This window comes from Bacillus sp. EB V-12 (assembly GCF_056158125.1).
Window position 1 is genome coordinate 686,177 of sequence record NZ_JBUXJL010000001.1, and the last position, 24,011, is coordinate 710,187.

26 protein-coding genes are annotated in these 24,011 nt (G+C 35.9%); 21 read left to right on the forward strand and 5 right to left on the reverse strand.

Annotated features, from left to right (window positions below):
* Positions 1 to 33 precede the first annotated feature (33 nt).
* Entirely contained in the window at positions 34 to 1,032 is a 999-nt protein-coding gene (locus ACZDYH_RS03720; RefSeq protein WP_000535802.1) for a formamidase, read from the forward strand.
* Between the two features lie 46 nt (positions 1,033 to 1,078).
* Here the strand turns inward: ACZDYH_RS03720 and ACZDYH_RS03725 are convergent, their stop codons facing one another.
* Complete coding sequence (locus tag ACZDYH_RS03725) at positions 1,079 to 1,444, reverse strand: YugN family protein (RefSeq protein ID WP_025709069.1); 366 nt, start codon at positions 1,442 to 1,444, stop codon at positions 1,079 to 1,081.
* Between the two features lie 204 nt (positions 1,445 to 1,648).
* On the opposite strand from ACZDYH_RS03725, the gene ACZDYH_RS03730 reads away from it, so the two are divergent.
* The 6 genes from ACZDYH_RS03730 (at position 1,649) to ACZDYH_RS03755 (ending at position 5,174) form a co-directional block, all read left to right on the forward strand.
* Positions 1,649 to 2,683 (forward strand): CAP domain-containing protein, encoded by a 1,035-nt coding sequence (locus tag ACZDYH_RS03730; protein WP_000735378.1) that lies wholly within the window; start codon positions 1,649 to 1,651, stop codon positions 2,681 to 2,683.
* A gap of 187 nt (positions 2,684 to 2,870) precedes the next feature.
* Positions 2,871 to 3,308 (forward strand): YlbD family protein, encoded by a 438-nt coding sequence (locus tag ACZDYH_RS03735; protein WP_001143346.1) that lies wholly within the window; start codon positions 2,871 to 2,873, stop codon positions 3,306 to 3,308.
* An 11-nt stretch (positions 3,309 to 3,319) separates the two neighbouring features.
* On the forward strand, positions 3,320 to 3,565 hold the full coding sequence (locus ACZDYH_RS03740) for a YlbE-like family protein (RefSeq protein ID WP_001200990.1): 246 nt from the start codon (positions 3,320 to 3,322) through the stop codon (positions 3,563 to 3,565).
* Between the two features lie 76 nt (positions 3,566 to 3,641).
* The gene (locus ACZDYH_RS03745; protein ID WP_000134946.1) at positions 3,642 to 4,214 is read left to right on the forward strand and encodes a histidine phosphatase family protein; all 573 of its coding nucleotides are present in this window, start codon (positions 3,642 to 3,644) and stop codon (positions 4,212 to 4,214) included.
* Positions 4,215 to 4,328: 114 nt separating this feature from the next.
* Positions 4,329 to 4,781: a YlbF/YmcA family competence regulator gene (locus ACZDYH_RS03750; protein ID WP_000634366.1), complete on the forward strand. Its 453-nt coding sequence runs from the start codon at positions 4,329 to 4,331 to the stop codon at positions 4,779 to 4,781.
* A 126-nt stretch (positions 4,782 to 4,907) separates the two neighbouring features.
* Positions 4,908 to 5,174 (forward strand): YlbG family protein, encoded by a 267-nt coding sequence (locus ACZDYH_RS03755; protein ID WP_002082261.1) that lies wholly within the window; start codon positions 4,908 to 4,910, stop codon positions 5,172 to 5,174.
* A gap of 54 nt (positions 5,175 to 5,228) precedes the next feature.
* Here ACZDYH_RS03755 and ACZDYH_RS03760 read toward each other — a convergent pair whose 3' ends face one another.
* Positions 5,229 to 5,618, reverse strand: a complete 390-nt coding sequence (locus ACZDYH_RS03760) for a DUF7147 family protein (protein WP_000616017.1) — start codon at positions 5,616 to 5,618, stop codon at positions 5,229 to 5,231.
* A gap of 498 nt (positions 5,619 to 6,116) precedes the next feature.
* Here ACZDYH_RS03760 and rsmD point away from each other — a divergent pair, with 498 nt between their 5' ends.
* Both rsmD and coaD read left to right on the forward strand, forming a co-directional pair.
* Entirely contained in the window at positions 6,117 to 6,683 is a 567-nt protein-coding gene (gene rsmD, locus ACZDYH_RS03765) for a 16S rRNA (guanine(966)-N(2))-methyltransferase RsmD (RefSeq protein WP_001266978.1), read from the forward strand.
* Positions 6,680 to 7,171, forward strand: a complete 492-nt coding sequence (gene coaD, locus ACZDYH_RS03770; RefSeq protein WP_000200601.1) for a pantetheine-phosphate adenylyltransferase — start codon at positions 6,680 to 6,682, stop codon at positions 7,169 to 7,171. The genes rsmD and coaD overlap by 4 nt, the downstream gene beginning before the upstream one ends.
* On the opposite strand, the gene ylbJ is transcribed toward coaD, so the two are convergent.
* Complete coding sequence (gene ylbJ / locus ACZDYH_RS03775; RefSeq protein WP_000273082.1) at positions 7,163 to 8,392, reverse strand: sporulation integral membrane protein YlbJ; 1,230 nt, start codon at positions 8,390 to 8,392, stop codon at positions 7,163 to 7,165. The genes coaD and ylbJ overlap by 9 nt on opposite strands.
* Positions 8,393 to 8,505: 113 nt before the next feature.
* Between ylbJ and ACZDYH_RS03780 the strand changes: the two genes are divergently transcribed.
* Together ACZDYH_RS03780 and ACZDYH_RS03785 are read left to right on the forward strand one after the other, a co-directional pair.
* Positions 8,506 to 9,297, forward strand: coding sequence for a patatin-like phospholipase family protein (locus tag ACZDYH_RS03780; RefSeq protein ID WP_000662588.1), 792 nt, complete (start codon positions 8,506 to 8,508; stop codon positions 9,295 to 9,297).
* Positions 9,290 to 10,327 carry a SepM family pheromone-processing serine protease gene (locus ACZDYH_RS03785; RefSeq protein ID WP_000476280.1) on the forward strand — a complete coding sequence of 346 codons (1,038 nt, stop codon included), beginning with the start codon at positions 9,290 to 9,292 and terminating at the stop codon, positions 10,325 to 10,327. Before ACZDYH_RS03780 ends, ACZDYH_RS03785 begins: the two co-directional genes overlap by 8 nt.
* Before the next feature lie 9 nt (positions 10,328 to 10,336).
* On the opposite strand, the gene ACZDYH_RS03790 is transcribed toward ACZDYH_RS03785, so the two are convergent.
* Positions 10,337 to 11,518: a nucleotidyltransferase gene (locus tag ACZDYH_RS03790; protein WP_002182932.1), complete on the reverse strand. Its 1,182-nt coding sequence runs from the start codon at positions 11,516 to 11,518 to the stop codon at positions 10,337 to 10,339.
* 213 nt (positions 11,519 to 11,731) lie between these two features.
* On the opposite strand from ACZDYH_RS03790, the gene ACZDYH_RS03795 reads away from it, so the two are divergent.
* The 3 genes from ACZDYH_RS03795 (at position 11,732) to ACZDYH_RS03805 (ending at position 13,103) form a co-directional block, all read left to right on the forward strand.
* The gene (locus tag ACZDYH_RS03795) at positions 11,732 to 12,232 is read left to right on the forward strand and encodes a YceD family protein (protein ID WP_000872149.1); all 501 of its coding nucleotides are present in this window, start codon (positions 11,732 to 11,734) and stop codon (positions 12,230 to 12,232) included.
* A gap of 61 nt (positions 12,233 to 12,293) precedes the next feature.
* Positions 12,294 to 12,467, forward strand: a complete 174-nt coding sequence (gene rpmF / locus ACZDYH_RS03800; RefSeq protein WP_001984764.1) for a 50S ribosomal protein L32 — start codon at positions 12,294 to 12,296, stop codon at positions 12,465 to 12,467.
* 129 nt (positions 12,468 to 12,596) lie between these two features.
* On the forward strand, positions 12,597 to 13,103 hold the full coding sequence (locus ACZDYH_RS03805; RefSeq protein WP_000246467.1) for an RsfA family transcriptional regulator: 507 nt from the start codon (positions 12,597 to 12,599) through the stop codon (positions 13,101 to 13,103).
* 32 nt (positions 13,104 to 13,135) lie between these two features.
* On the opposite strand, the gene ACZDYH_RS03810 is transcribed toward ACZDYH_RS03805, so the two are convergent.
* Positions 13,136 to 13,609, reverse strand: a complete 474-nt coding sequence (locus ACZDYH_RS03810; RefSeq protein ID WP_088361877.1) for an N-acetyltransferase — start codon at positions 13,607 to 13,609, stop codon at positions 13,136 to 13,138.
* 296 nt (positions 13,610 to 13,905) lie between these two features.
* Here ACZDYH_RS03810 and panE point away from each other — a divergent pair, with 296 nt between their 5' ends.
* The 7 genes from panE (at position 13,906) to murE (ending at position 23,997) form a co-directional block, all read left to right on the forward strand.
* Positions 13,906 to 14,790 (forward strand): 2-dehydropantoate 2-reductase, encoded by an 885-nt coding sequence (panE, locus tag ACZDYH_RS03815; RefSeq protein WP_033687782.1) that lies wholly within the window; start codon positions 13,906 to 13,908, stop codon positions 14,788 to 14,790.
* Positions 14,791 to 14,869: 79 nt separating this feature from the next.
* Positions 14,870 to 16,486, forward strand: coding sequence for a bacillithiol biosynthesis cysteine-adding enzyme BshC (bshC, locus tag ACZDYH_RS03820; protein WP_088361878.1), 1,617 nt, complete (start codon positions 14,870 to 14,872; stop codon positions 16,484 to 16,486).
* 369 nt (positions 16,487 to 16,855) lie between these two features.
* Positions 16,856 to 17,788 carry a 16S rRNA (cytosine(1402)-N(4))-methyltransferase RsmH gene (rsmH, locus tag ACZDYH_RS03825; protein WP_000472508.1) on the forward strand — a complete coding sequence of 311 codons (933 nt, stop codon included), beginning with the start codon at positions 16,856 to 16,858 and terminating at the stop codon, positions 17,786 to 17,788.
* 15 nt (positions 17,789 to 17,803) lie between these two features.
* The gene (gene ftsL / locus ACZDYH_RS03830) at positions 17,804 to 18,166 is read left to right on the forward strand and encodes a cell division protein FtsL (protein WP_000182804.1); all 363 of its coding nucleotides are present in this window, start codon (positions 17,804 to 17,806) and stop codon (positions 18,164 to 18,166) included.
* 21 nt (positions 18,167 to 18,187) lie between these two features.
* Positions 18,188 to 20,338 carry a penicillin-binding protein gene (locus tag ACZDYH_RS03835; protein WP_000739963.1) on the forward strand — a complete coding sequence of 717 codons (2,151 nt, stop codon included), beginning with the start codon at positions 18,188 to 18,190 and terminating at the stop codon, positions 20,336 to 20,338.
* Between the two features lie 81 nt (positions 20,339 to 20,419).
* Positions 20,420 to 22,336: a stage V sporulation protein D gene (locus ACZDYH_RS03840; RefSeq protein ID WP_001266234.1), complete on the forward strand. Its 1,917-nt coding sequence runs from the start codon at positions 20,420 to 20,422 to the stop codon at positions 22,334 to 22,336.
* Between the two features lie 185 nt (positions 22,337 to 22,521).
* On the forward strand, positions 22,522 to 23,997 hold the full coding sequence (murE, locus tag ACZDYH_RS03845; protein ID WP_474885729.1) for a UDP-N-acetylmuramoyl-L-alanyl-D-glutamate--2,6-diaminopimelate ligase: 1,476 nt from the start codon (positions 22,522 to 22,524) through the stop codon (positions 23,995 to 23,997).
* Positions 23,998 to 24,011: the final 14 nt, after the last annotated feature.

Here is a 24,011-nt window from a genome sequence, read left to right on the forward strand (position 1 = left end):
AATAAACACGAACTATTTTAAGGGGGAGTTTAAATGGGTAGTAGTGGAAGTATGGTAAAGCCGATTAGTGGTTTTTTGACAGCACTAATTCAATATCCAGTACCAGTAGTTGAATCGCGTGCAGACATTGATAAACAAATTCAACAAATCATAAAAACAATTCATTCGACCAAATCAGGTTACCCTGGTTTAGAATTGATAGTATTTCCTGAATATAGTACACAAGGGCTCAATACAAAAAAATGGACTACAGAAGAATTTTTATGCACAGTGCCTGGGCCAGAAACAGACTTATTTGCTGAGGCATGTAAAGAATCTAAAGTATATGGTGTTTTTTCAATAATGGAGAAAAATCCTGATGGTGGAGAGCCATATAATACAGCAGTTATTATTGATCCACAAGGTGAAATGATTTTGAAGTATCGTAAGCTAAATCCTTGGGTGCCAGTCGAGCCTTGGAAAGCTGGAGATTTAGGCTTACCTGTTTGTGATGGACCTGGAGGAAGTAAATTAGCTGTTTGTATTTGTCATGATGGCATGTTCCCTGAAGTAGCTCGTGAAGCGGCCTATAAAGGTGCAAATGTCTTAATTCGTATTTCTGGATATAGTACACAAGTTAGTGAACAATGGATGCTAACCAATCGTTCAAATGCATGGCAGAATTTAATGTATACATTGTCGGTAAACTTAGCGGGTTATGATGGCGTATTTTATTACTTTGGTGAAGGACAAGTATGTAATTTTGATGGGACTACTTTAGTACAGGGACATCGAAATCCTTGGGAGATTGTTACTGCTGAAGTATATCCAGAACTAGCAGATCAGGCTAGATTAGGATGGGGATTGGAAAATAATATATATAATCTAGGTTCAAGAGGATATGTAGCAACTCCTGGTGGGGTGAAAGAAAATCCATATACGTTTGTAAAAGATTTAGCTGAAGGTAAATATAAGGTTCCTTGGGAAGATGAGATTAAAGTAAAAGATGGATCTATTTATGGATATCCAGTAAAAAAAACGATTCATTCTTAGGAAAGGGAAATAAAACAAGCGCATCATATTGATGCGCTTGTTTTTGTTAATCAATAATTTGAAATTCTTTTAACTCTTTTTCGACATTTTGTAGGAGTTGTTCGCTTTTTTGAAGTACATTCGTTGGGAAAGTCTCATCATCACCATATTCAACGCCGTGAGGATAATAATGTTTTCCTAATAAGGGGGGAAGTAGTTTTACTTCAGCGTGTCTACTGCCAATGTCACCTTCAACAGCAACTCCTTGCACTCGTAAATAATAAACATCCTTTAATATTTCAAATTTATAATCGTATGTAACTCGCTCATAATCCCACTGTCCGGCAAGTACGAAGTGGTTGTTTTCCATGATTTCAGTTAAAAGAGTTAATTCAACGACGGCTCCATTAAATTTCGTATTTTTAAATTGCATATAATACCTCCTTTTTTAATGTTACACCATTATTTTTATAATAGTATGAATAATAAGAAAGTGCAATTCATATTGAGAGAAAAGGGATAATCCAGACTTTTTTCACAAAAATATGATATAGTGAAAAGAGTACGGTACACACAAAAAGAAAGAAAAGGATTTGTGTATATCTCAATTTTATGTTTTGTTCAGGAGGTATATCGTTTGAAGAAATTATTGCGTATCGTAATGATTACATTTTTAATTTTAGCTGTTGATTTATACGGGAAATTACTCGTTTCACAATATATATTAACCCCATCTCAATCAAAGCAAGAAAATAAAATTGTGAAAAAGAAAAAGCAAATTAAGGAAGACTCCTCAGACACTGTTTTAAATATGATTGGTGAAGACTCTGAAAACTTATTAGCGAAGTGGGGAGAACCCTCTCGAATAGAGCCATCTGCATACGGATATGAATGGTGGGTATACAACCAGGATTTAACTCAGTATGTTCAATTTGGAGTTTCTGAACGTAAAGTTGTAACGGCATACGCAGCTGGTGAACAAGTTAAGGTTCCACCTTATTATATAAATGAAAAATATGAAGAAGTATATAAAAAAAGTCCGCTTTCGCATGAAATTTCATTAAAAAGAGGGAAAAATAGTTATCAATTTGAGCTATCTGATACCGAAGTCATGGAACAACCGTTAATACCTGTAGAAGATGGATGGGCGCAATTGTATTTTGATCAATTTACACATGAGCTTGTTGGTGTTCGTTATATGGATGATGAAACTTTATTACGCCAAAGACCGTATCAGCTCGTTTATTCAGGTGAATTAATAGCAGAACAACCATTGACTCCAGAAAAAATAAAACAAGTAGAAAATGGGAATATGCAACAAATTTTTGATTTAACAAATATCATTCGAAGTCGTCATAAATTACCATTATTAACATGGGATCAGGAAACAGCAGATGTTGCTGTTGGTCACAGTAAAGATATGAAAGACAATAATTATTTTTCTCATGACTCACCTACATTAGGTACACTAGGAGATCGTTTGCAGCGCGGGAAAGTAGGATTTCAACTTGCTGGTGAGAACATAGCGGCGCAACATAGTGATGGAATTGCGGCAGTGCAAGGTTGGTTAAATAGTGAGGGGCATAGAAAGAATTTATTAAATGAACAATTTACAGGATTAGGTGTTGGTGTATACGATAAATTTTATACACAAAACTTTATTCGAAAATAAAGTGAAATTGTAAGCGGTGGGGTGTTAACATCACCAAATTAGTTACTTCGTATTCACTGAATTGTAGGTGGGAATCTGACCGTATGCAAATAGCAGAAAAAAAGGTGCATGAATCGTCTAAAAATAGGCGAACCATGCGCCTTTTTTTTCTTACTATATAGTAGATATACATGGAGAGGTGAGGATTATGCCAACAACAAAAGGACCGTTACATCCATCGGTTCAACAGTTTAAAGAATTTGTAAACCATCACCCTAAAATGGTTCATGAGGTTAGAAGTGGTCATAAAACATGGCAACAATTTTATGAAGAATGGTACTTACTTGGTGAAGAAGATCCAATATGGGCAACTTATAGACCGGATGGAGCGCCTGCGTTTTCTTCGGTAAAAGAAAATAAAAAAGAAAAAGATAATCGAACTGAAGAGGAAAAAACTGCTGATGTGATGGGGCAAATGCTTTCTTTTTTTAAAAAGTTGGACGTGGAACAAATGCAGAACCATTTAGCCAATGTGACGAGTGCAATTGGGAGCGTGCAACAAGTTATTCAGCAATTTCAAGGTAACCGTACGCAGCAAGAGCAAAGTACTTCAGAAAATAACCCGTTTTTCTTTCAAAAGGATTAGGGGGAAAGATGATGAGAGCAGAAATTATGGAGTTTATAAAGGCTGATGAGGATTTATCTCGCTATATTAGAGAGCAACCGTACTGGTATAGAAAATTAACACGAAATCCTGAAGAAAAAGAGGCTTTTGAGTTAGCGGCGATGCAACATTTCAAAAAAACAATACCAGATAAAGTGGAAAAGTTTCAAAATCAATTGGCCGTTGCTTCGATCATGATTGATATGTTTCAGTATATGAAGCAACAAAATGCAACCTAATTGGAAGTGAAAAATATGTCCGTCATGCAGAACTTTTGTTACAATAGAGGTTGATTATTTAAAAAGGAGTTGCAGCATGACGGAAATTTGTTTAGTACGACATGGACAAACTGATTGGAATTTTCAAGAAATTATTCAGGGGCGAGAAGATATTCCGCTTAATGAAGTTGGTAAGAAGCAAGCGAGTCAGAGTGCAGCTGCTTTACAAGAAGAAACGTGGGATATCATTATAAGTAGCCCGTTAATTAGAGCGCAAGAAACGGCTAATGAAATTGCAAAGACAGTTGGATTACAATCGATTTTATTAGATGAGCGATTTGTTGAACGGAATTTTGGAGAAGCTTCAGGGAAGCCGGTTGCGGCTGTTAGAGAGTTGATTGCTGAAGGTAAAGTAGAAGGTATGGAGCGAGATGAAGAGATTGTAGCTCGTTGCTTTGCTGCTTTAGAAGATGTTGCGACAACTCATTTTGGCAAACGTATTATTATTGTTGCTCACTCACACGCGATAAAAGCGATTTTACATGCCATTGAACCAGATGAAATTACATTTAAGACACCATTAAAAAATGCGTGTATTAGTTATGTGAAACAAAATAGTGGAAAGTGGGATGTTCTTAAATATAATATAGCGGAACATATTAATGTATAAGTGTGTACGGATATAGTGTAAAAATAGTTTCATTATATCTTTCTTTTGAGTAAGTCACTTCAATTAGTAGTTCTAATCTAAATGTGGTATGATGGATACTCGGAGGTGTCTCTCATGATTGTAGCGACGCTAGAAAGCGTATTAATATTAGATAAGGCAGAGCAGCTTGCAAAAGCGATTATCTGTTCAGATATAGCAGAAGATTATCGTAAGTATTATAGAGAATTACATGAAGATATGGAACTTCAGACGCTCATTCAGCAATTTACAGCGATGAAAGAACGGTATGAGGAAGTACAGCGTTTTGGAAAATACCATCCTGACTATACTACCGTGTCAATGAAAATGAGAGAATTAAAGCGTTCTGTGGACTTACATGATAAGGTTGCAGCTTTTAAAAGAGCAGAAACTGCTTTGCAGAAGTTATTAGACGAAGTTAGTGTAGCAATCGGTTCGGAAGTGTCTTCTTCCATTAAAGTGCCAACAGGAAATCCATTCTTTGATGCTGGTGGCTGTGGTGGAGGTTGTGGTACTGGCGGAGGTTGTGGTTGTAAAAAAACGGGGTGATGTACCCCGTTTTTTAGAAGTTGGAAGAAAACGTATACAGAGTTTGTCCTGTAATGTTATAAATTTCTGATTGGTTTTCATAGAATATAAAATATATGTTTTTAAAAGGAGAAGATGGAGAAGATTATGTTCGGGCAACGACAAAGTATGATTGTTTATTTACATTCATTGAAACATGCCAAGATTTTAAGGAAATATGGTAACATACATTACATATCAAAACGATTAAAATATGCTGTAGTATATTGTGATATGGAACAAATTGAGCATATGATGCATAAGTTGAACAAACTTCCTTTTGTGAAAAAGATAGAACAGTCGTATCGCCCGTATTTAAAAACGGAATTTGAAAATTCCCGTCCTGATCGAGCAAAAGAATACGATTATAGCTAATAGAAAAAATCCCCGGCTAAATTTAGCCGGGGATTTTTCACTTGAAATAACGTGTTATTTCATCGGAGGAATGAAATTGTTCATTCGTAAAATACCAATTAAATGATTAAAAAATAGTTCTTTTTCTGGGAAAGTTGTAGATGGTTTTACAGTAAAGGTAGCCACTTTTTTTCCGAGTTGTTCTGCCGTTTCTTCAAATAAAATGACACGTTTACTTTTTTTATTTTCAAATACAGGAATGCCTTCACGACATATGTATAATGGTTGGAAATCACCAGTAGTAGTTGGTTTTAATATTACAACAAGCGAACATACTTTTTTATCGTTTTTTATCGTTTCAAATTGTAACATATGTGCTATACGTTCTTGATTTGTTTTGGCAATTTCAAGTAATTCATATAAATCAGAGTAGCCTTCTCCAAGTTCTATAAAGCGTTGAATCATATCTTTTCCTCCTCTTTCTTTTACTGTACCATTTCACTTTTTAAATGAAAAGCACACAAAGAAAAAAAACCCTGCATAGCAGGGCCCTTCTTATACTAGCATGTACTAGTAAGAAGGCAAAGGGAGAGGAGAAACCGGAGGAAGAACTTATGGGGAAACGTAAGTCTTCTCCGCGGTTGGCAACAACATCGAAGATGATGTTGTTATAATTATTTATGTCCAATCTAAATGAAGATATACATAATGAAATTAAATTTTATGTTGGGCTTTTTATTTTTCTTTTTTTTATTTTGTGATAGGATAAAAAAGATAAAGTGGAACTAATATACATATTGGGTTCATATTAGTGAATGATGAGATGAATACATAAAAATAACGAGAGGTTATTTGAGGCCGAGTTTTCCTATAGTTAGGTGAATGTGGTTTGTTAACGGTTACCGAAGTGGGAATGGCTTTCTATAATCGCTCGATAGATTGAAATAAAGGTAGTGACAACAGATGAGAGTAGTTTCAGGAAAATGTAAAGGACACCCACTTAAAGCGGTTCCTGGTAATACAACACGTCCAACGACAGATAAAGTAAAAGAATCTATTTTTAATATGATAGGTCCTTATTTTGATGGTGGTATCGCCCTTGATTTATTTGGTGGTAGTGGTGGTCTTGGAATTGAGGCTTTGAGCAGAGGGATTGATAAAGCAATTTTTGTTGATCGGGATAGTAAAGCGATAAAAGTAATTCATCAAAATTTAGAAAGTTGTAGAGTACAGGAACAAGCTGAAGTATATCGAAATGATGCTGAACGTGCAGTAAAGGCGCTAATAAAACGTGAAATGTCATTCGATCTTATATTGATAGATCCTCCATATAAAGAGCAAAAAATTGTATCTTTAATTAGTATAATGGATCAACATGGATTGCTACATAGTGATGGATTAATTATGGCAGAGCATGGTAATGATGTAGTTTTACCTAATTCAATAGGAAGGCTTGTAAAAGTACGAGCTGAGAATTATGGGATTACTGCAATATCGATTTATAAGTATGAAGGTGAGGGGACAGAATGACAAGTATAGCTATTTCTTCAGGAAGTTTTGATCCAATTACCCTTGGGCATCTGGATATTATTAAAAGGGGAGCAAAAGTATTTGATGAGGTGTACGTAGTCGTTTTAAACAATTCATCAAAAAAACCATTCTTTTCAGTTGAAGAGCGATTAGAATTAATTCGAGAAGCGACAAAGGATATTCCGAATGTAAAAGTAGATTCGCATAGTGGGCTATTAGTAGAGTATGCAAAAATGCGTAATGCAAATGCAATATTACGTGGTTTACGAGCAGTTTCTGATTTTGAATATGAGATGCAAATTACTTCTATGAATCGAAAATTAGATGAAAATATTGAAACATTTTTTATTATGACAAACAATCAATATTCATTTTTAAGCTCGAGTATTGTAAAAGAAGTTGCGAGGTATGGAGGAAGTGTAGTAGATCTTGTACCTCCTATTGTAGAACGTGCTTTAAAAGAAAAGTTTCAAACCCCGTTAAAGTGAACGGGGTTTTTCTTTATATGTGCGCAAAAATAATAAAATAACATATAAGTATAGACAAAATAATGTGAAAATTGGTCCATAATGTATAAAAGATGTCCAAATTTCATGTAGTATAGAAGGATGCTCGGATAAAAATACAGGAATATCTTTTGGCATAGGCGAGAAAGAACTCACTTTCTCATAAAATGGTGTCCAAAATACAAATGTAAAAATAGGGGCAAGAATACTTTGAATAATTCGTGCGAAAAAATAGGGTTTAAATCGGATATCTGTTTCAGCTAATATGCTAGCAACTTGTGCCTGAATAGAAAGACCACTAAATGCTAAAATGAAGCTTGTTACCATAGCTTGTTGTAAGAGCGGTGTTTCATTTATTTGACTAATCATTTGGCTTCCGAGTGTCATTTCGAAAATACCTGATAATATAGGTATACTAAAATCTGTACTTAGTTGGAAGAATGATAAAATATGTTGCATAATAAAAGAAAGAGCTGCTGTAATGTGAAATACAGTAATCATTTTATTTAACACAGAGAATAAAATAATAAATCCGCCAATCATAAGTAATGTTTGAATAGAAGAAACAATGGCATCCCCAAGTAATTTACCAATTGGTCTTTTTTCTTGTAAGCGTGTCTCGTGAAGGATTAAAAAAGGGTTTTGAAAGCGACGTTTTTTTGTAGTGTGTGTATTAATTTTGTAAGCGGTATTATCGCCGTAAAAACGCATAATTAATCCGACAGCAAAGTTACTGAAATAATGGGCAGCGGCTAATATAATTCCTAATTTCGGATTATTAAAAAAACCGATAGACACAGCACCGAAAATAAAAAGTGGATTAGAAGAATTTGTGAAAGAAACGAGGCGCTCCGCTTCAATCTGAGTTAAAAGATTGCTTTTTCGTAGTCTAGCGCTTAATTTGGCGCCTGCAGGGAAACCAGAAGCCATTCCCATCGCCCAAACAAATCCGCCTATCCCTGGAACGCGAAAAAGTGGGCGCATGAGTGGTTCTAATATAACGCCAATAAATTTTACAACACCGATACTAATTAGAAGTTCCGCAATGATGAAAAACGGTAATAGTGAAGGGAATACAACTTCCCACCATATATTTAACCCGCGAATAGAAGCTTGCAAAGCGGCTTGGGGGTGGAGTACAAGAGAAAAGGTTAAAAATAGCGTTGATATGGTAAGGAAAGCGGTTTTCCATTTTTCATACATGTAAGTAAATCCCCCTTTGTCCCAAAAAACGTTCATTTCAGTATACGTGGATACGTAGTGAATTTAGACCATAAGTATGAAAAAGGAATGAAAAAAATTAAAGGGTGAGAAAAATGAAAGAACCAAAGATTGGTTTAGCACTTGGGTCTGGAGGAGCGAAAGGGTTTGCTCATATTGGTGTAATAAAGGTTTTAAGGGAAGCGGGTATCCCTATTCACATGATTGCAGGAAGTAGTATGGGGGCGCTAATAGGTACGTTTTATGCGGCAAGTAGCAACGTTGAAAGATTGTATAAATTGGCATCTGTTTTCAAGCGGAAGTATTATTTAGATTTCACGGTACCGAAAATGGGATTTATTGCTGGAAAACGTGTCAAAGATATGATTAAAATGTTTACATATAATAAAAATTTAGAAGAGTTAGATATCCCGACGGCTGTTGTGGCTACTGACATATTGAAGGGGGAAAAAGTGGTTTTTACAAGTGGGCCAGTTGCAGATGCGGTGAGGGCTAGCATATCTGTTCCTGGAGTGTTTGTACCAGAAAAAATAGATGGAAGATTATTAGTGGATGGTGGAGTCATTGATCGCATCCCAGTATCGGTTGTGAAAGAGTTAGGGGCCGATATTGTTATCGCTGTTGATGTATCTCCAATTAAGGTAAATGGCGATGTTACGTCCATTTATGACGTAATCATGCAAAGTATTGAAATTATGCAGCATGAGCTTGTAATGAATCGGCAAATTGCATCGGATTTAATGATGCGACCAGCTGTAGAGCAATTTAGTTCACGTGCTTTTACAAACATTGAAGACATTATTCGAGTTGGAGAAGTAGAAGCAGAAAAACATATTTCAAATATTTATTTATTAATTGAGCAGTGGAAGGAGAAACATAATGTTTAAGCGTTTTCGGTTTATATATGCAATCTTAATAGGGGTTATATTGGCGATGTTACTTGTTTACGTACGTTTACCGTATTATATAACAAAACCAGGAATGGCTGCCAAATTAGAGCCTTATGTTCAAGTTGAGGGTGGAACGAAAGAATCTGGTGATTTTATGCTTGTTACGGTTTCAATGGGACCAGCAAATGTGGTGAATTTAATAGCGGCACAGTTTAATAAATATACACATATTTCGAAAGCGGAAGAAATATTGCAAAAAGGTGAGAGTGATGAAGAATATCAATTTCGCCAAAATTATGCGATGAAAGATTCACAAAATGCAGCAATTTATAATGCATATAAACGTGCAAATCGCTCAGTATCTTTTGAAAATAAAGGTGTATTAGTTGCTGGTGTGGCAAAAGGAATGCCGTCAGAAGGAAAGCTTAAGCTTGGTGATGTTATTATAGCTGTTGACGGAAAAACGTTTGAAAAGACGGAGCAATTTATTGAATATATGACAGGGAAAAAAGAAAATGATGCTGTAAGTATTGAGTACATGAGAAATGGAAAACAATTGAAAGAGAATTTAAATGTAAAGACGATTCCTAATGGGAATGGACGTGTCGGTATAGGTGTTTCTATCGTTACGGAAAGAGAATTAGTGGTCGATCCGAAAGTGAAAATTAATTCTCATGAAATTGGTGGACCATCCGCAGGTTTAATGTTCACATTAGAAATATATAATCAACTTGTGGAAGAAGACTTAACGAAAGGACATGAAATAGCTGGAACAGGTACAATTAATGAAAAAGGAGAAGTGGGCCCGATTGGTGGTATAAATCAAAAAGTGGTGGCTGCTAGCGATGCTGGGGCTGAAGTGTTCTTTGCGCCAAATGAAAAAGGTGCGGAGAAATCGAACTATAAAGATGCACTTGAGACTGCAAAGGATATTAAAACAAAAATGAAAATTGTACCAGTGGATACGCTGGATGATGCGTTAACATATTTAGAAAAGATGGATAAGGAAAAAACCTCTCTGAAATAGAGAGGTTTTTTATAGGAATTTTGTAGTTGTTTCATCATAGCGAATAGGATGGTGTGTTATATCCTGTTTTAATAGTTGTGTGCGTAACGGTTCGTGCATGATGGAGAAATATACAGAGTTTGCTTTTTTCTCTATATCTAAAGCGGCATGGTCGAATGTTTTTGTATGAGTAAGGATTGGAAGTTCGATTTTTTTCTTATTTTTTGAAAGGTAAGTTTGTCCTTTTTGTGACATGCCTAGCAGGCGAATATATGGTGCGTGTTGTTCTATATTTGCGCTACGTATATCCTCTTTTGTTGTGTTTGTTAAAATGTGTGTACAAGCTCTTTGTAATCTAGTCCATGTATAACGTTTTGTTTTTAATGCTTCCATGAATGAATAGAAGGAGGAACTGTTTTGTATTTTTGATAAAATACGATGCTCTAAACCTTCTTCTATTTCATATATATGTCGTAAGTCCCCTGGAGACATCGTCATGAGTCTATATTTAAAAAATGAAAAGTATTGTTCCCAATTATGTAATATCCCGTAGTTTTGTTTGTAATTTGCTAAAAGCGAAGTGGTTGCCTGTGGGAGAAAAGGTTCAATTGTTGTAAATGATCCTTCTTCGCTAAAGAGTTGTTTTCGGATGCTTGTCGCGCTTGCAATATGTTGGTCATTAAATGTTTCATCGTGATAATGAGAGGCAAATCTTTTTATAGTTTGAGCTTGTATAGAGCTATTTTGTGACAGAATTGCTTTCATATATTGGAAGCCTAAAATATTATTTGGTTGTGACATATCTATGTTTTTTTCAGATGTTAAAATGTGTGAGAAAGCATCCGATGTTGCTTTTGCATAACTATTACCAGCGTCCATGAATTGTTTTACAAGGCAGTTAAAAGTCTCTTCTTCGTTTTTTTGTATGGAGATGGTATTATAAAAATTTTCGATTTGTCCATCCTCACTACCGAAACAAATTTCGGAAACACGTAGGGCATTTAAAATGGAAATAGCACCATTTGCGAAGGTTTCAGCCTTTTGTGTTGCAAAGACGTATGGAAGCTCTACAACAAGGTCTACGCCGTTTGCTAAGGCCATTTTAGTGCGATACCATTTGGAAATGAGTGCGGGCTCACCACGCTGTAAAAAAGGACCACTCATAACGGCAATTATTATATCGGATTGTGTTAACTTTTTTGTCTGTTGCACATGATAAAGATGACCGTTATGAAAAGGGTTATATTCAACAACAATACCACCAGCTTTTATGGTAATCTCTCCTTTCGATGTAGCATCTTTTTGAAAAACGTGATACTCTATATATTATTTACTATGATGACTTCATTATAGTGTAAAGAAAAAACATTGACAAATATAAAATGGCTAGCTATAATTTTGTTTGTTGCCTTGAGGTGATATGATATGAAATGGTCCATCCATCAATTGAATAAATTGAGAAATAAAGGATTGACATTGGATGAGATGGTAGATGTAAGTGAGCTAAAAGAGGTCGAGAAAGATATTCGTGAAATTAATCCTGTTCATGTAACGGGAAGAGTTGATTTTGGCTCCGGTAAGTTTACGTTTCATCTACATATAACTGGAAGCATGGTTTTACCATGTTCTCGCTCTTTAGTAGATGTGACATTACCATTTGACATTAAAACAACTGAGGTGTTCCAAACTTCACAAGAAGAATTTGAAACTGAAGCTGAAATTCATTCTTTAGAAGGAGAAGTACTTGACTTACTGCCCGTAATCAAGGAAAATATACTTTTGGAGATTCCAATGCAAATTTTCAGTGATGATGTTTCTGGTGGAGCACCGACGCAAGGTCAAGACTGGCAAGTGATTTCGGAAGAAGACAAAGAAAAGACTGTTGATCCAAGATTGGCAGGACTTGCAAAGTTTTTTGACAAATAATCGGAAGACTGGTTCAGGCCTTCATATGAAAATAACTATTTCTTTTAAGGAGGTGGGAAGAATGGCTGTACCTTTTAGAAGAACTTCTAAAACAGTAAAAAGAAAGCGTCGTACGCATTTCAAATTATCAGTACCTGGTATGGTAGAGTGCCCAAGCTGTGGTGAAGCGAAATTAGCTCACCGTGTATGTAAAGCATGCGGTACTTACAAAGGTAAAGAAGTAATCAGCAAGTAATTGCGGGAAAATAAACGCAGAAGATATCTTCTGCGTTTATTTTTTTTGTCTTAATCTTTAGTTGTTGTATTCTATCTTTTCTAGTAACTGCATATGCTTAATAAAAAATGCATAGGGAGGACTAGAGAGATGGCGACAACAAGACAAGATGCTTGGACTGATGATGAAGATTTGCTTCTGGCAGAAGTAGTACTCCGGCATATTCGAGAAGGTGGAACACAACTTTCTGCCTTTAAGGAAGTGGGAAAAAATTTATCTCGTACACCAGCAGCATGTGGGTTTAGGTGGAATTCTTACGTAAGAAAGCAATATAAAGAACGTATTGAGGAAGCAAAGCAACTTCGTAAAGTAGAACATTATGAAGTGAAAGAGACAAAGGTGTTAGAACCTACGTCAATTACGTTGAATGATGTTATTGATTTCTTGCAAAATTATAAAGATGAAAACTCTTTAACGGTGTTGCAACAACAAGTTGAATCATTACAAACAGAAAGAGAGCGCCTTCTGGAGCGATTATCAGTATATGAAGAAGAGTATAGAACATTACTTGATTATATCGATCAAAAAAGAAGTGTAATGGTAGCGGAAAGAAACAATGCTCGCTCGAATGAGAAGTTAGAGAAGCTTAAGAAATAAAAAACAGCTGTTATACAGCTGTTTTTTATTTCTTAAGCCGATTCTTCGTTTGTAACCGCATTCAAATTTGTTTCTGGATGCCAAATATAAAAATCACCATCAGTTACTGATACGGGGTTGAAATTTAATTTATTCCAAAAACCAGCTGAATGAATACGTGCTATTGTTTTAATAGGAAATTGCATTTGTTTCGCATGATTTACAAGCATTTGCCCGAATCCTTGTTTTTGAAAAGTTGGTAATACTTCAAGTTTATAAAGTTCTAGGTAAGGACCTGTAATTTCGAATGGTTCTCCGCCGTTTCTTTTCATATATAGACTCATACGTGCGATTAGTGATCCACCATAATAAATGCCATAAAATGGAGATTCACTGTCGTTTTCAATAATGTTTGCTTGCAATTCTTCCAGCATAGATAGTTCTTGGGCTCCGCACCCTTTAAATTTTTTGAATTCATCTAACGTTTTATAATTGATGAGCAAGCGCTCAACTTTTGGGAATCCCATTACATCACATCCTTTTGTTATCTTGTTGAATGCAGAAAAGTAAAAATATTTACAATAATAGTATAACTCATTTTTTTATTTTTATGAAGAAGATAGTATATTTCTTTTATTATTTTTTTGAGGATTTGCTAAACTAAGAGTATAAGTGTATTAATAGGCAGTATTATACATAGCGAAAAAAGAGAGTGTATTTGTTTGGCAGAGGACAACGAAATTATAGGGCGTGCTCATGTACTTTAAAAAGATATAAAAAGGAGGGGAGGCAAGGGCGCTTAATGTGAATCCCTTGTGTGAAAATGAAAATTGGAATTGTCGGACCAGGTGCTATTGGTCTATTGTATACATTTTATTTACAAAAAAGTAACCAAGATGTTACGTTGTTTACAAGAACGGCTAAGCAGGCTGAAGAGTTGAATGAAACAGGTGTAACTTGTATTAGAGATGGAAGATGTGAAACAGTATATCCATCTGTTTTACCGATAGAAAGTATGGTAGCACAAAATTTAGATTATATATTTATTTCTGTGAAGCAATATCATATAGATGACGTACTACCGTTTGTGGAAGGGGCATCATCATTAATCTTTTTGCAAAATGGAATGTCGCATCTTCAAAAGATGCTGAAAATAGGGAGTGAAAATATAGCTGTTGGTATTGTAGAACATGGTGCGAAAAAAGAGGGAGGGCATATCGTTCATCATACTGGGATAGGGGTAACAAAATTTGGAGTGGTTTGTGGTCAATCTATACATTTCAAGAAAATATGCCGTTATTTTCCTGTTACTTATTTTCCAGTTCAAATAGAAACGGATTGGGAAGAGATTATGCACAAAAAATTAGTAGTAAATGTATGTATCAATCCATTGACAGCACTATTGGGAGTTAAGAATGGTGAATTAATCACGAATCGTTTTTTTTATCAAATGATGGAGCAAGTGTTTCAGGAGGTCGCATTTCTTATTAGAGGAGAAAAAGAAATGGTATGGCAAATGGTACGAAATGTGTGTGAAGGAACGTCTCGTAATACATCCTCTATGTTAGCGGATGTAAGAGCGAATAGACAGACGGAAATTAATGCGATTGTTGGATATGTATTAGAAGAAGCTAAGAAACAGCAACTACCAGTTCCGACACTTCAATTTTTGTTCGATGCAATAAAAGGGTTAGAAACAAGAGTATAAGTGTTATTCTTTGCTTTTACGTGAAACATTGACTACAATGTGGATTGGTGAGAGAACTGGATACGAAAGGAAGAATTATATGGAGATAAAAGAAATCTCTGTTCCGCAACAAGGTGTTGTAGCGGACTATATGAACGGTAAAAAAGAGATACAGTCATGTTTTGATTATATGTTAACAGAAGATGCTTTTAAACAACGTTTACATGATTTGCGTGAAAGGGAGTTTTTCCGCCAAGATTTAGTAGCGCATTTATTAGAATATAATACAAAATTACAAGCGGGAGAATCTACACTTCAAAATGTAAAAGCGCTTGGAGATGAAAATACATATGTTGTTATAGCTGGACAACAAGCAGGGTTATTAACTGGACCGCTTTATACAATTCATAAAGTTATTTCAATTTTACAGCTTGCAAAGGAAAAGGAAGAAAGTTTAGGAGTTAAAGTTGTCCCTGTCTTCTGGATTGCGGGTGAAGACCATGATATGGATGAGATTAACCATACTTTTGTAGCGAAAAATAAAAAGATGAAAAAAACTATTTTTTATGACCGTAATCCGAAAAAAGCGAGTGCTTCTGAGTCTGAACTTTCTGTTGAAGATTGTAGAAATTGGATTGAAGAGATTTTTAAAACATACCCAGAAACAAATTTTACAAAGGATGTATTAAAATTTGTTGATGATGCTTTGAAAAAATCGAATACGTATGTAGATTTCTTTGCTCATCTTATTACGAAAATCTTTGCTAATTCTGGTTTAATCCTTGTTGATTCACATCATCCTGAATTAAGAAAGTTAGAAATTCCATTTTTTAAGCGAATTATAAGTAAGTATAAAGAGATACAAGAGGGGCTTCGTAATCAGCAAGAAGTAATTAAAGAACTAGGATACAAACCGATTATTGAAACGAAGTCTCATGCAGTGCATATATTCATGGAAATAGATAATGAACGAGTATTGCTTGAAGATCAACAAGGTAAGTTTGTTGGAAAGGATGGGGCGCATTCCTTTTCATACGAAGAGTTGATTGAAGAGATGGAGAGAAATCCAGCACGTTTTAGTAATAATGTTGTAACACGTCCTCTTATGCAAGAGTATGTATTTCCTACGCTCGCATTTATTGGAGGTCCAGGAGAATTAGCTTATTGGAGTGAATTACAACAAGTATTCCATACTGTCGGTTTTCAAATGCCACCTGTCGTTCCTCGTCTTACAATTACTTATGTGGAGAGAGATATAGCGACGGATTTATTTGATTTGCAATTGAGAGAAAGTGATCCGTTTTTAAATGATGTCGATAAATTGCGTGAAAACTGGTTGTCTAATCAAATAGAGGAACCGATTGATGCTCATTTTGAAAAGGCGAAAAAAGAAATTGCCGATATTCATACATCTTTACAGCAATTTGTAAAGAAAATAGAGCCAGGGTTAGGTGCGTTTGCAGGGAAAAACGAATTGAAAATTAATGAACAAATTGAACTGCTGGAAAGAATGTTGAAAAGAAATGTTGAGAAAAAGTATGAGGTTCAGCTAAATAAATTCCGCCGTATACAATTCGCACTTCGTCCATTAGGTGCACCGCAAGAACGTGTGTGGAATGTATGTTATTATTTAAATCAGTTTGGTTTGGATTTCGTTGATCGTGTAATGGAAAACCCTTTTTCTTGGGACGGAAAACATCATGTTATAAAACTATAAAATCTTGCTCTTTGGAGCAGGATTTTATTTTTATTCCGTTGAATTTACTGTGAAGTGATTTTTTTCTGAATTATCAATCAAAAAAGTGTTAAATATGGCAATTGTGTTGGATACTTAAATATATGACAAAATAGCACAAAATGTAAACGTATTATTCGCTTTTTCGACAGTTTTTTATTTAAATTCCCGCAAAAGATGATAAAATTTAGTATATAATAAAAGAAAATAGCGATTTGTATAGTATGTTGCCTTTGTTGGTAAGTTAAATGAGTCGTTCTTTCGTATTATTTCATTCTCTAAGCGTGAAATATGTGTTTAGAGGAAGGGATACATTCAACATAATTAATTGGAAAAAGAGTAGGTGCAACAATGTTTAAACACGTAACAGTGCTTTTAAAGGAAACAGTAGACGGCTTAGATATAAAGCCAGATGGTACATATGTAGATTGTACACTGGGGGGAGGAGGACATAGTTCTTATTTATTATCCCAATTAACTGAAGGTGGAAAATTAATAGCGTTTGATCAAGATGAGATAGCGATTCAAAACGCGAAAGAAAAGTTCTCTTCATACGGTGAACAGTTTATAACAGTAAAGAGTAACTTCCGTTATTTAGCTGAAAAACTGCAGGAAATAGGTATAACAGAAGTAGACGGTATTTTATTTGATTTAGGTGTTTCATCCCCACAATTAGATACACCAGAACGAGGCTTTAGTTATCATCATGATGCACCGCTAGATATGCGGATGGATCAAGATGCCCCATTAACAGCGTACGATGTTGTAAATAGCTGGTCATATGAACAACTTGTAAGGATTTTCTTCCAATACGGTGAAGAGAAATTTTCAAAACAAATTGCAAGAAAAATTGAAGCTTATCGTGAGAATAAAGCTATTGAAACGACAGGAGAATTAGTAGAGCTAATTAAAGAAGGTATTCCGGCTCCTGCTCGCAGAACGGGTGGGCATCCTGCTAAGCGAGTGTTTCAGGCAATTCGTATAGCTGTAAATGATGAATTAAAAGTATTTGAAGAAGCATTGGAATCTGCTATTGAGATGGTTAAGCCAGGTGGAAGGGTTAGTGTTATAACATTCCATTCATTAGAAGATCGTATTTGTAAAACAACGTTTAAGCGAAATAGTACAACGCCACAATTGCCGCCAGGATTACCGATTATTCCTGATGAATTTAAGCCGAAATTAAAGCTTATTACAAGAAAACCGATTTTACCTTCTGATATAGAGCTAGAAGAAAATAATCGTGCGCGTTCTGCGAAGTTGAGAATCGCTGAAAAACGATAAAAGGGAGAGAGAGGTATGACTAATTTAGCTGTAAAGTACAAACAACAAGCGCAAGAAGAGGTGCAAATTCAAACGCCCCCACAGCAGATGGCTAAGCCGAAGGTTAAAGCGAAAATTACAAGAATCGAAAAACTGTTGTATGTAGCGTTTATTGGCTTTTTATTGTATGCCTGTGTCGCGTTTATTGGAAATAAAGCAGGCCTTTATCAAGTTAATGTAGAAGCAGCGACGATAGAAGAAAAAATTGTACAGCAGCAAAAAGAAAATCAAGAATTACAAGCTGAAGTAGAGAAGTTAAGTCGCTATGAACGGATCGCTGAAGTTGCAAAAAAACACGGGCTAGAAATTAATGCGAATAATGTGAAAGGCCTCAAATAAGGCAATAGGTGTGAAGGAACGATGAAGAAGAATATGACTAAATTTCATACCAATAAGGGAGCAGGTTATTTTATGATATTTTTCCTCCTGCTCTTTTTGCTGTTATTAGCCCGATTTTTTTACATACAATCAACAGGAACAGTTCATAATCAGGATTTAGATGCACTTGCTAAACAAAAGCATAGTAAAACAGGAGTTCTTGAAGCGAACCGAGGAACCATTTATGATCAAAACGGTCATGTGTTAGCGCAAGACGCAAACTCTTACAAAATGGTAGCTGCACTAAAAGGTGCTAACTCAGTTGAGAATAAAGAAGATACTGCAAAGAAAATTGCAGGAGTACTTGGAAAAGGCGAAGAGGATATTTTAGCTTCTTTAAACAAGGAAGGTAGAAGTCAAGTCGAATTTGGAACGTTAGGCAAGGATTTGACGAAAGAAAAGAAGGAACAAATAGAAGCGTTGAAGTTGCCGGGAATATCTTTTATTACAGAAAATGCAAGGGTGTATCCAAACGGTGATTTTGCATCTTACGTTATAGGTCATGCAAAACCAAATGAGAATGGAACCTCGGTAGGTCAATTTGGCATAGAGAAAAGCTTGGATAAATACTTAAGTGCTTCGAACGGAGAAGTAGCATATACAGGTGATCGTAAAGGTGTGTCCCTTGATGGGGGAAAAGTTAATGTAAAGGCACCTAAAAATGGAGATAACGCTTATTTAACAATTGATCAACGTGTCCAAAGTTATTTAGAAGACGCGATGAAAGCAGCAAGTAAGCAATATGAGCCAGAAAGTTTAATAGGGATTGTTGCAGATCCGAAAACTGGGAAAATATTAGCGATGTCTACTAAACCTAGTTATGACCCTAATGATCGCCAAATTAAATATTTCTTCAATGACGCGATTGCCAATGCATTTGAACCTGGATCAACAATGAAAATTTTTACGTTAGCGGCAGCTATTAATGAAGGTGTGTACAAAGGACAAGATTATTATCAATCCGGGACATATCAAGTCGGAAATAGGAAAATAAAAGATCATAATGGCGGTGCTGGTTGGGGCTCTATCACGTTTGATGAAGGGGTAGAGCGTTCTTCAAACGTAGCGTTTGCAATTTTAGGAGATCAAAAACTTGGTCCAGAACGTTTCCGAAAATATATTCATAGTTTTGGATTAGATGAAAAAACGAACATTGATTTATCAGGTGAAGGATCGAATACAATTTTATTTGATCAGCAAATACAACAAGTGACAACAGCTTTTGGACAAGGTTCCACTGTAACACCAATTCAGCTTGTACAAGCTGCAACGGCCATTGCAAATGATGGGAAAATGATGAAACCTTATGCAATTGATAAAATTGTAGATCCGATAACAGACAAAGTAAAATTAGAACATAAGCCAGAAGAAGTAGGAAAACCTGTTACAAAGGAAACAGCAGCGCAAGTAAGACAGTTATTAGAACGTGTTGTTACATCTCCGAAAGGTACAGGGACAGCTTATAAAATTGATGGATATTCAGTTGGTGGTAAAACAGGTACAGCGCAAATTCCGGATGGAAAAGGCGGCTATATGACAGGAAGACAGAATTATATATTCTCATTCTTAGGTATGGCACCAATGGACGATCCACAACTTGTCGTGTATGTAGCTGTTAAACAGCCGAAATTAAAAGATGACGAGAACGGCGCACAACCTTTAGCTGATATTTTTAAATATGTAACAAAAAATAGTTTAGAGTATTTAAAGATTAAGCCAAATGAAGTGAAAGATCCGAAAAAACATCTGAAAGAACAACAAACTACTGTTCCAGATGTAACTGGTAAAACGATGGCTGAAGCGGGGAAAGCGATTGATAAAGCAAAACTTCGTCCAATCGTACTAGGTGAAGGGAAAGTACAGCAACAAGTACCAAAAGCGACTGAACAAACATTAAAAGGCGACCGAGTCTTCTTGGTAGGAGATAAGCCTACAATGCCAAATATACAAGGATGGGCACTGCGTGATGTTATGAATTTAGCGAAGACATTACAGCTTAACTTGAAACCTTCTGGTACAGGATACGTAACAGAACAAAGTGTGGCGGAAGGAACATTATTACAACCTGGTACAGAATTAGGTGTCACACTCGTACCGCCACTCGAACCACAGCAAGAAGCAGAAAAGCCGTAATGGTAAAAGAGAATAAGTTCTAATTAAATAAGTACAAGCATATATTGGAACAAGCTAGGCGTAAGGGAGGCTTGTTCCGATATGCGTGTATCAAATGTAACAGTTAGAAAACGACTTATTTTTATACTTATATCAGGTATACTTATTTTCACTATTATCGATATTCGTCTTGGATATGTGCAATTTTTTCTTGGGAATATGTTAACGGATCGTGCGAAAGATTCATGGAGTCGTAATATTACTTTTGAACCCGAACGTGGGAAAATTTTAGACCGAAATGGTGTGGAACTTGCCACGAATAAAAGTGCTCCAACTGTCTTTGTTGTACCGAGGCAAATTGAAAAACCAGCAGAGACTGCAGAGAAGTTAGCTGCAGTATTAGGTGTGGAAAAAGATGAGATTTATAAAAGGATTACAAAAAAAGAATCGATTGTAAGGTTAGATAAAGGCGGAAGGAAAATATCACATGACAAAGCGAAAGAAGTACGAGGATTAAGTTTGAAGGGCGTGTATATCGCAGAGGATTCTATCCGGTACTATCCATTTGGAAACTTTTTATCACATGTATTAGGTTTTGCAGGTAGCGATAACCAAGGTCTTATGGGACTAGAAAAATATTATGATAAAGAGCTAAATGGGGACAAAGGTCATGTGCGTTTTTTTGCAGATGCGAAAGGACAAAGGATGCCTAATGTTGGTGATGATTTCAAAAAGCCAGAAGCTGGTTTAAATTTAGGATTAACAATCGATGCGCGTATTACAAGGATTATGGAAAGAGAAATGAATATTGCGGAGTCAACTTATAATCCTGACGGTATGATTGCGATTGCAATGAATCCTAAAAATGGTGAAATTTTAGGTATGTCTAGTCGACCGAGTTTTGACCCAGCGGATTTTCAAAGTGTCTCTCCAGAAGTGTATAACAGAAATCTACCTGTATGGAGTACGTATGAGCCTGGTTCAACATTTAAGATCATTACATTAGCTGCAGCATTGAATGAAAATTTAGTAGACTTAGAGAAGGATACGTTTTATGATGATGGAGCAGCTGAAGTAGGTGGAGCTAGATTGAAATGCTGGAAAGCAGGAGGTCATGGCAGTCAAACGTTTTTAGAAGTCGTTCAAAACTCATGTAACCCGGGATTTATTGAACTTGGTGATCGCCTTGGTAAAGACCGATTATTTAAATACATTCGTAATTTTGGTTTTGGGCAGAAGACTGGAATTGACTTGCAAGGTGAAGGCAGTGGGATTTTATTTAATTTAGATAAAGTTGGTCCAGTAGAGCAAGCAACAACTTCATTCGGCCAAGGGGTTTCTGTTACACCAATTCAACAAGTAGCAGCTGTAGCGGCGGCTGTAAATGGTGGAACATTGTATCAGCCGTATATAGCTAAGGAGTTTATTGATCCGAAAAATAATCAAGTTGTTAGTAAAAAGACACCTGTTGAGAAAAGAAAAGTTATTTCCAAGGAAACTTCAGAAAAAGTTCGTTATGCATTAGAGAATGTTGTAGCGAAAGGTTCTGGTAAAGGTGCTTATATTGATGGATATCGTGTAGGTGGAAAAACGGGTACTGCTCAAAAGGTGAAAGATGGTAAATATTTAGAGAATAATTATATAGTATCTTTTATCGGATTTGCTCCAGCGGATGATCCAGAGATTGTTGTGTATGTTGCTGTTGATAATCCAAAAGGGGTTACACAGTTTGGTGGAGTGGTAGCAGCTCCGATTGTCGGGAATATCCTTCGAGATGCGCTTCCTGTTATGGGAGTGAAACCGAGAAAAGAACAAGTTGAGAAAGAATATAAATGGGGCGATACACCAACTGTGGAAGTTCCGAATTTAATTGGAATGAAAAAGAAAGACTTACAAACACAACTCGTCGATTTGAAGCTTGATATAAGTGGAGATGGAGAGAAAGTAATTAAACAATCACCAGAAGCGGGAGCTAAAGTAAAAGAAGGCTCAAAAATTAGAATTTACTTCGGGAATTAAAGGTAACATAGTACGTTTTATGGTACAATTGGTGGAAGTGAGTTCTTTATAGAACAGTTACTTAATTTGAGACAGTAAGTGTCTCATTCATAAATAGGTCAGTAGCACTTACCTCCTTATATAGGAGGTAATGTGTTGCTTACTGAAAAAAAGATAAATAAACAATGTAGAGAGGGTTTAGTGAAATGAAGTTGCATACACTTGTATCATGTTTGCATGATTTTCCAGTTGTTCCAAAAGAAAATCCAGAAATCACATCTATAGAAGCTGATTCACGTAAAGTGAAAGAGGGAAGCTTATTTGTATGTATGAAAGGATATACGGTTGATAGCCATGATTTTGCTAAGCAAGCAGCGGCACAAGGAGCGGCTGCTATTGTTGCGGAAAGACCAATTGATGTTGACGTTCCAGTTGTACTTGTGAAAAATACTTTTCGTTCGTTAGCGGTTTTAGCTGATTATTTTTATGGTCAACCGACACACAAGTTACATTTAATCGGAATTACAGGTACAAATGGAAAGACAACAACATCGCATATTATGGATGAGATTATGCGAGCACATGGTCATAAAACAGGGCTAATTGGAACGATTAATATGAAAATCGGTGATGAAACATTTGAGGTGAAAAATACAACACCAGATGCACTAACACTTCAACAGACGTTTTCAAAAATGGTTGAACAAGGTGTGGACACCACGGTAATGGAAGTTTCGTCACATGCGTTAAATCTTGGTCGTGTACACGGATGTGATTACGATGTAGCGGTGTTTACGAATTTAACACAAGATCATTTAGACTATCATAAAACGATGGAAGAATATAAACATGCAAAAGGGTTACTATTTGCACAGCTTGGCAATAGTTATAATCATAATCGTGAAAAGTACGCTGTGCTGAATAGCGATGATAATGTAACAGAAGAGTATATGAGAAGTACTGCAGCAACAGTTGTAACATATGGTATTGATACAACAAGTGACATTATGGCAAAAAATATCGTTATGACGAGTGGCGGGACTACATTTACGCTTGTCACACCATATGAAAGTGTAAATGTTACAATGAAATTAATAGGTAAATTTAATGTATATAACGTACTTGCAGCAACAGCAGCAGGACTTGTTTCGGGTGTGAAATTAGAAACAATCATTGCTGTTATAAAGGATTTAGCTGGGGTTCCAGGACGTTTTGAAGTTGTTGATGGAGGGCAAAATTATACAGTTATTGTTGATTACGCACATACGCCAGATAGTTTAGAAAATGTATTAAAAACTGCAAAACAATTTGCAAAAGGTGATGTGTATTGTATCGTTGGTTGTGGCGGCGATAGGGACCGAACGAAGAGACCGATAATGGCAAGTGTTGCAACAAAATATGCAACTCATGCAATTTATACATCAGATAATCCAAGAAGTGAAGATCCAGCGGCTATTTTAGATGATATGGTACATGGTGCAAGCGGGAAAAATTATGAAATGATCATTGATAGAAAAGAAGCAATACACCATGCAATCGCTAAAGCGAAAGCAGATGATATCATTATTATTGCTGGTAAGGGGCATGAAACGTATCAAATTATTGGTAAAGAAGTTCATCATTTCGATGATCGTGAAGTTGCTAAAGAAGCAATTACAGGGCGTTTAAACAACGAAGAGTAACAACGTGAGAGGAG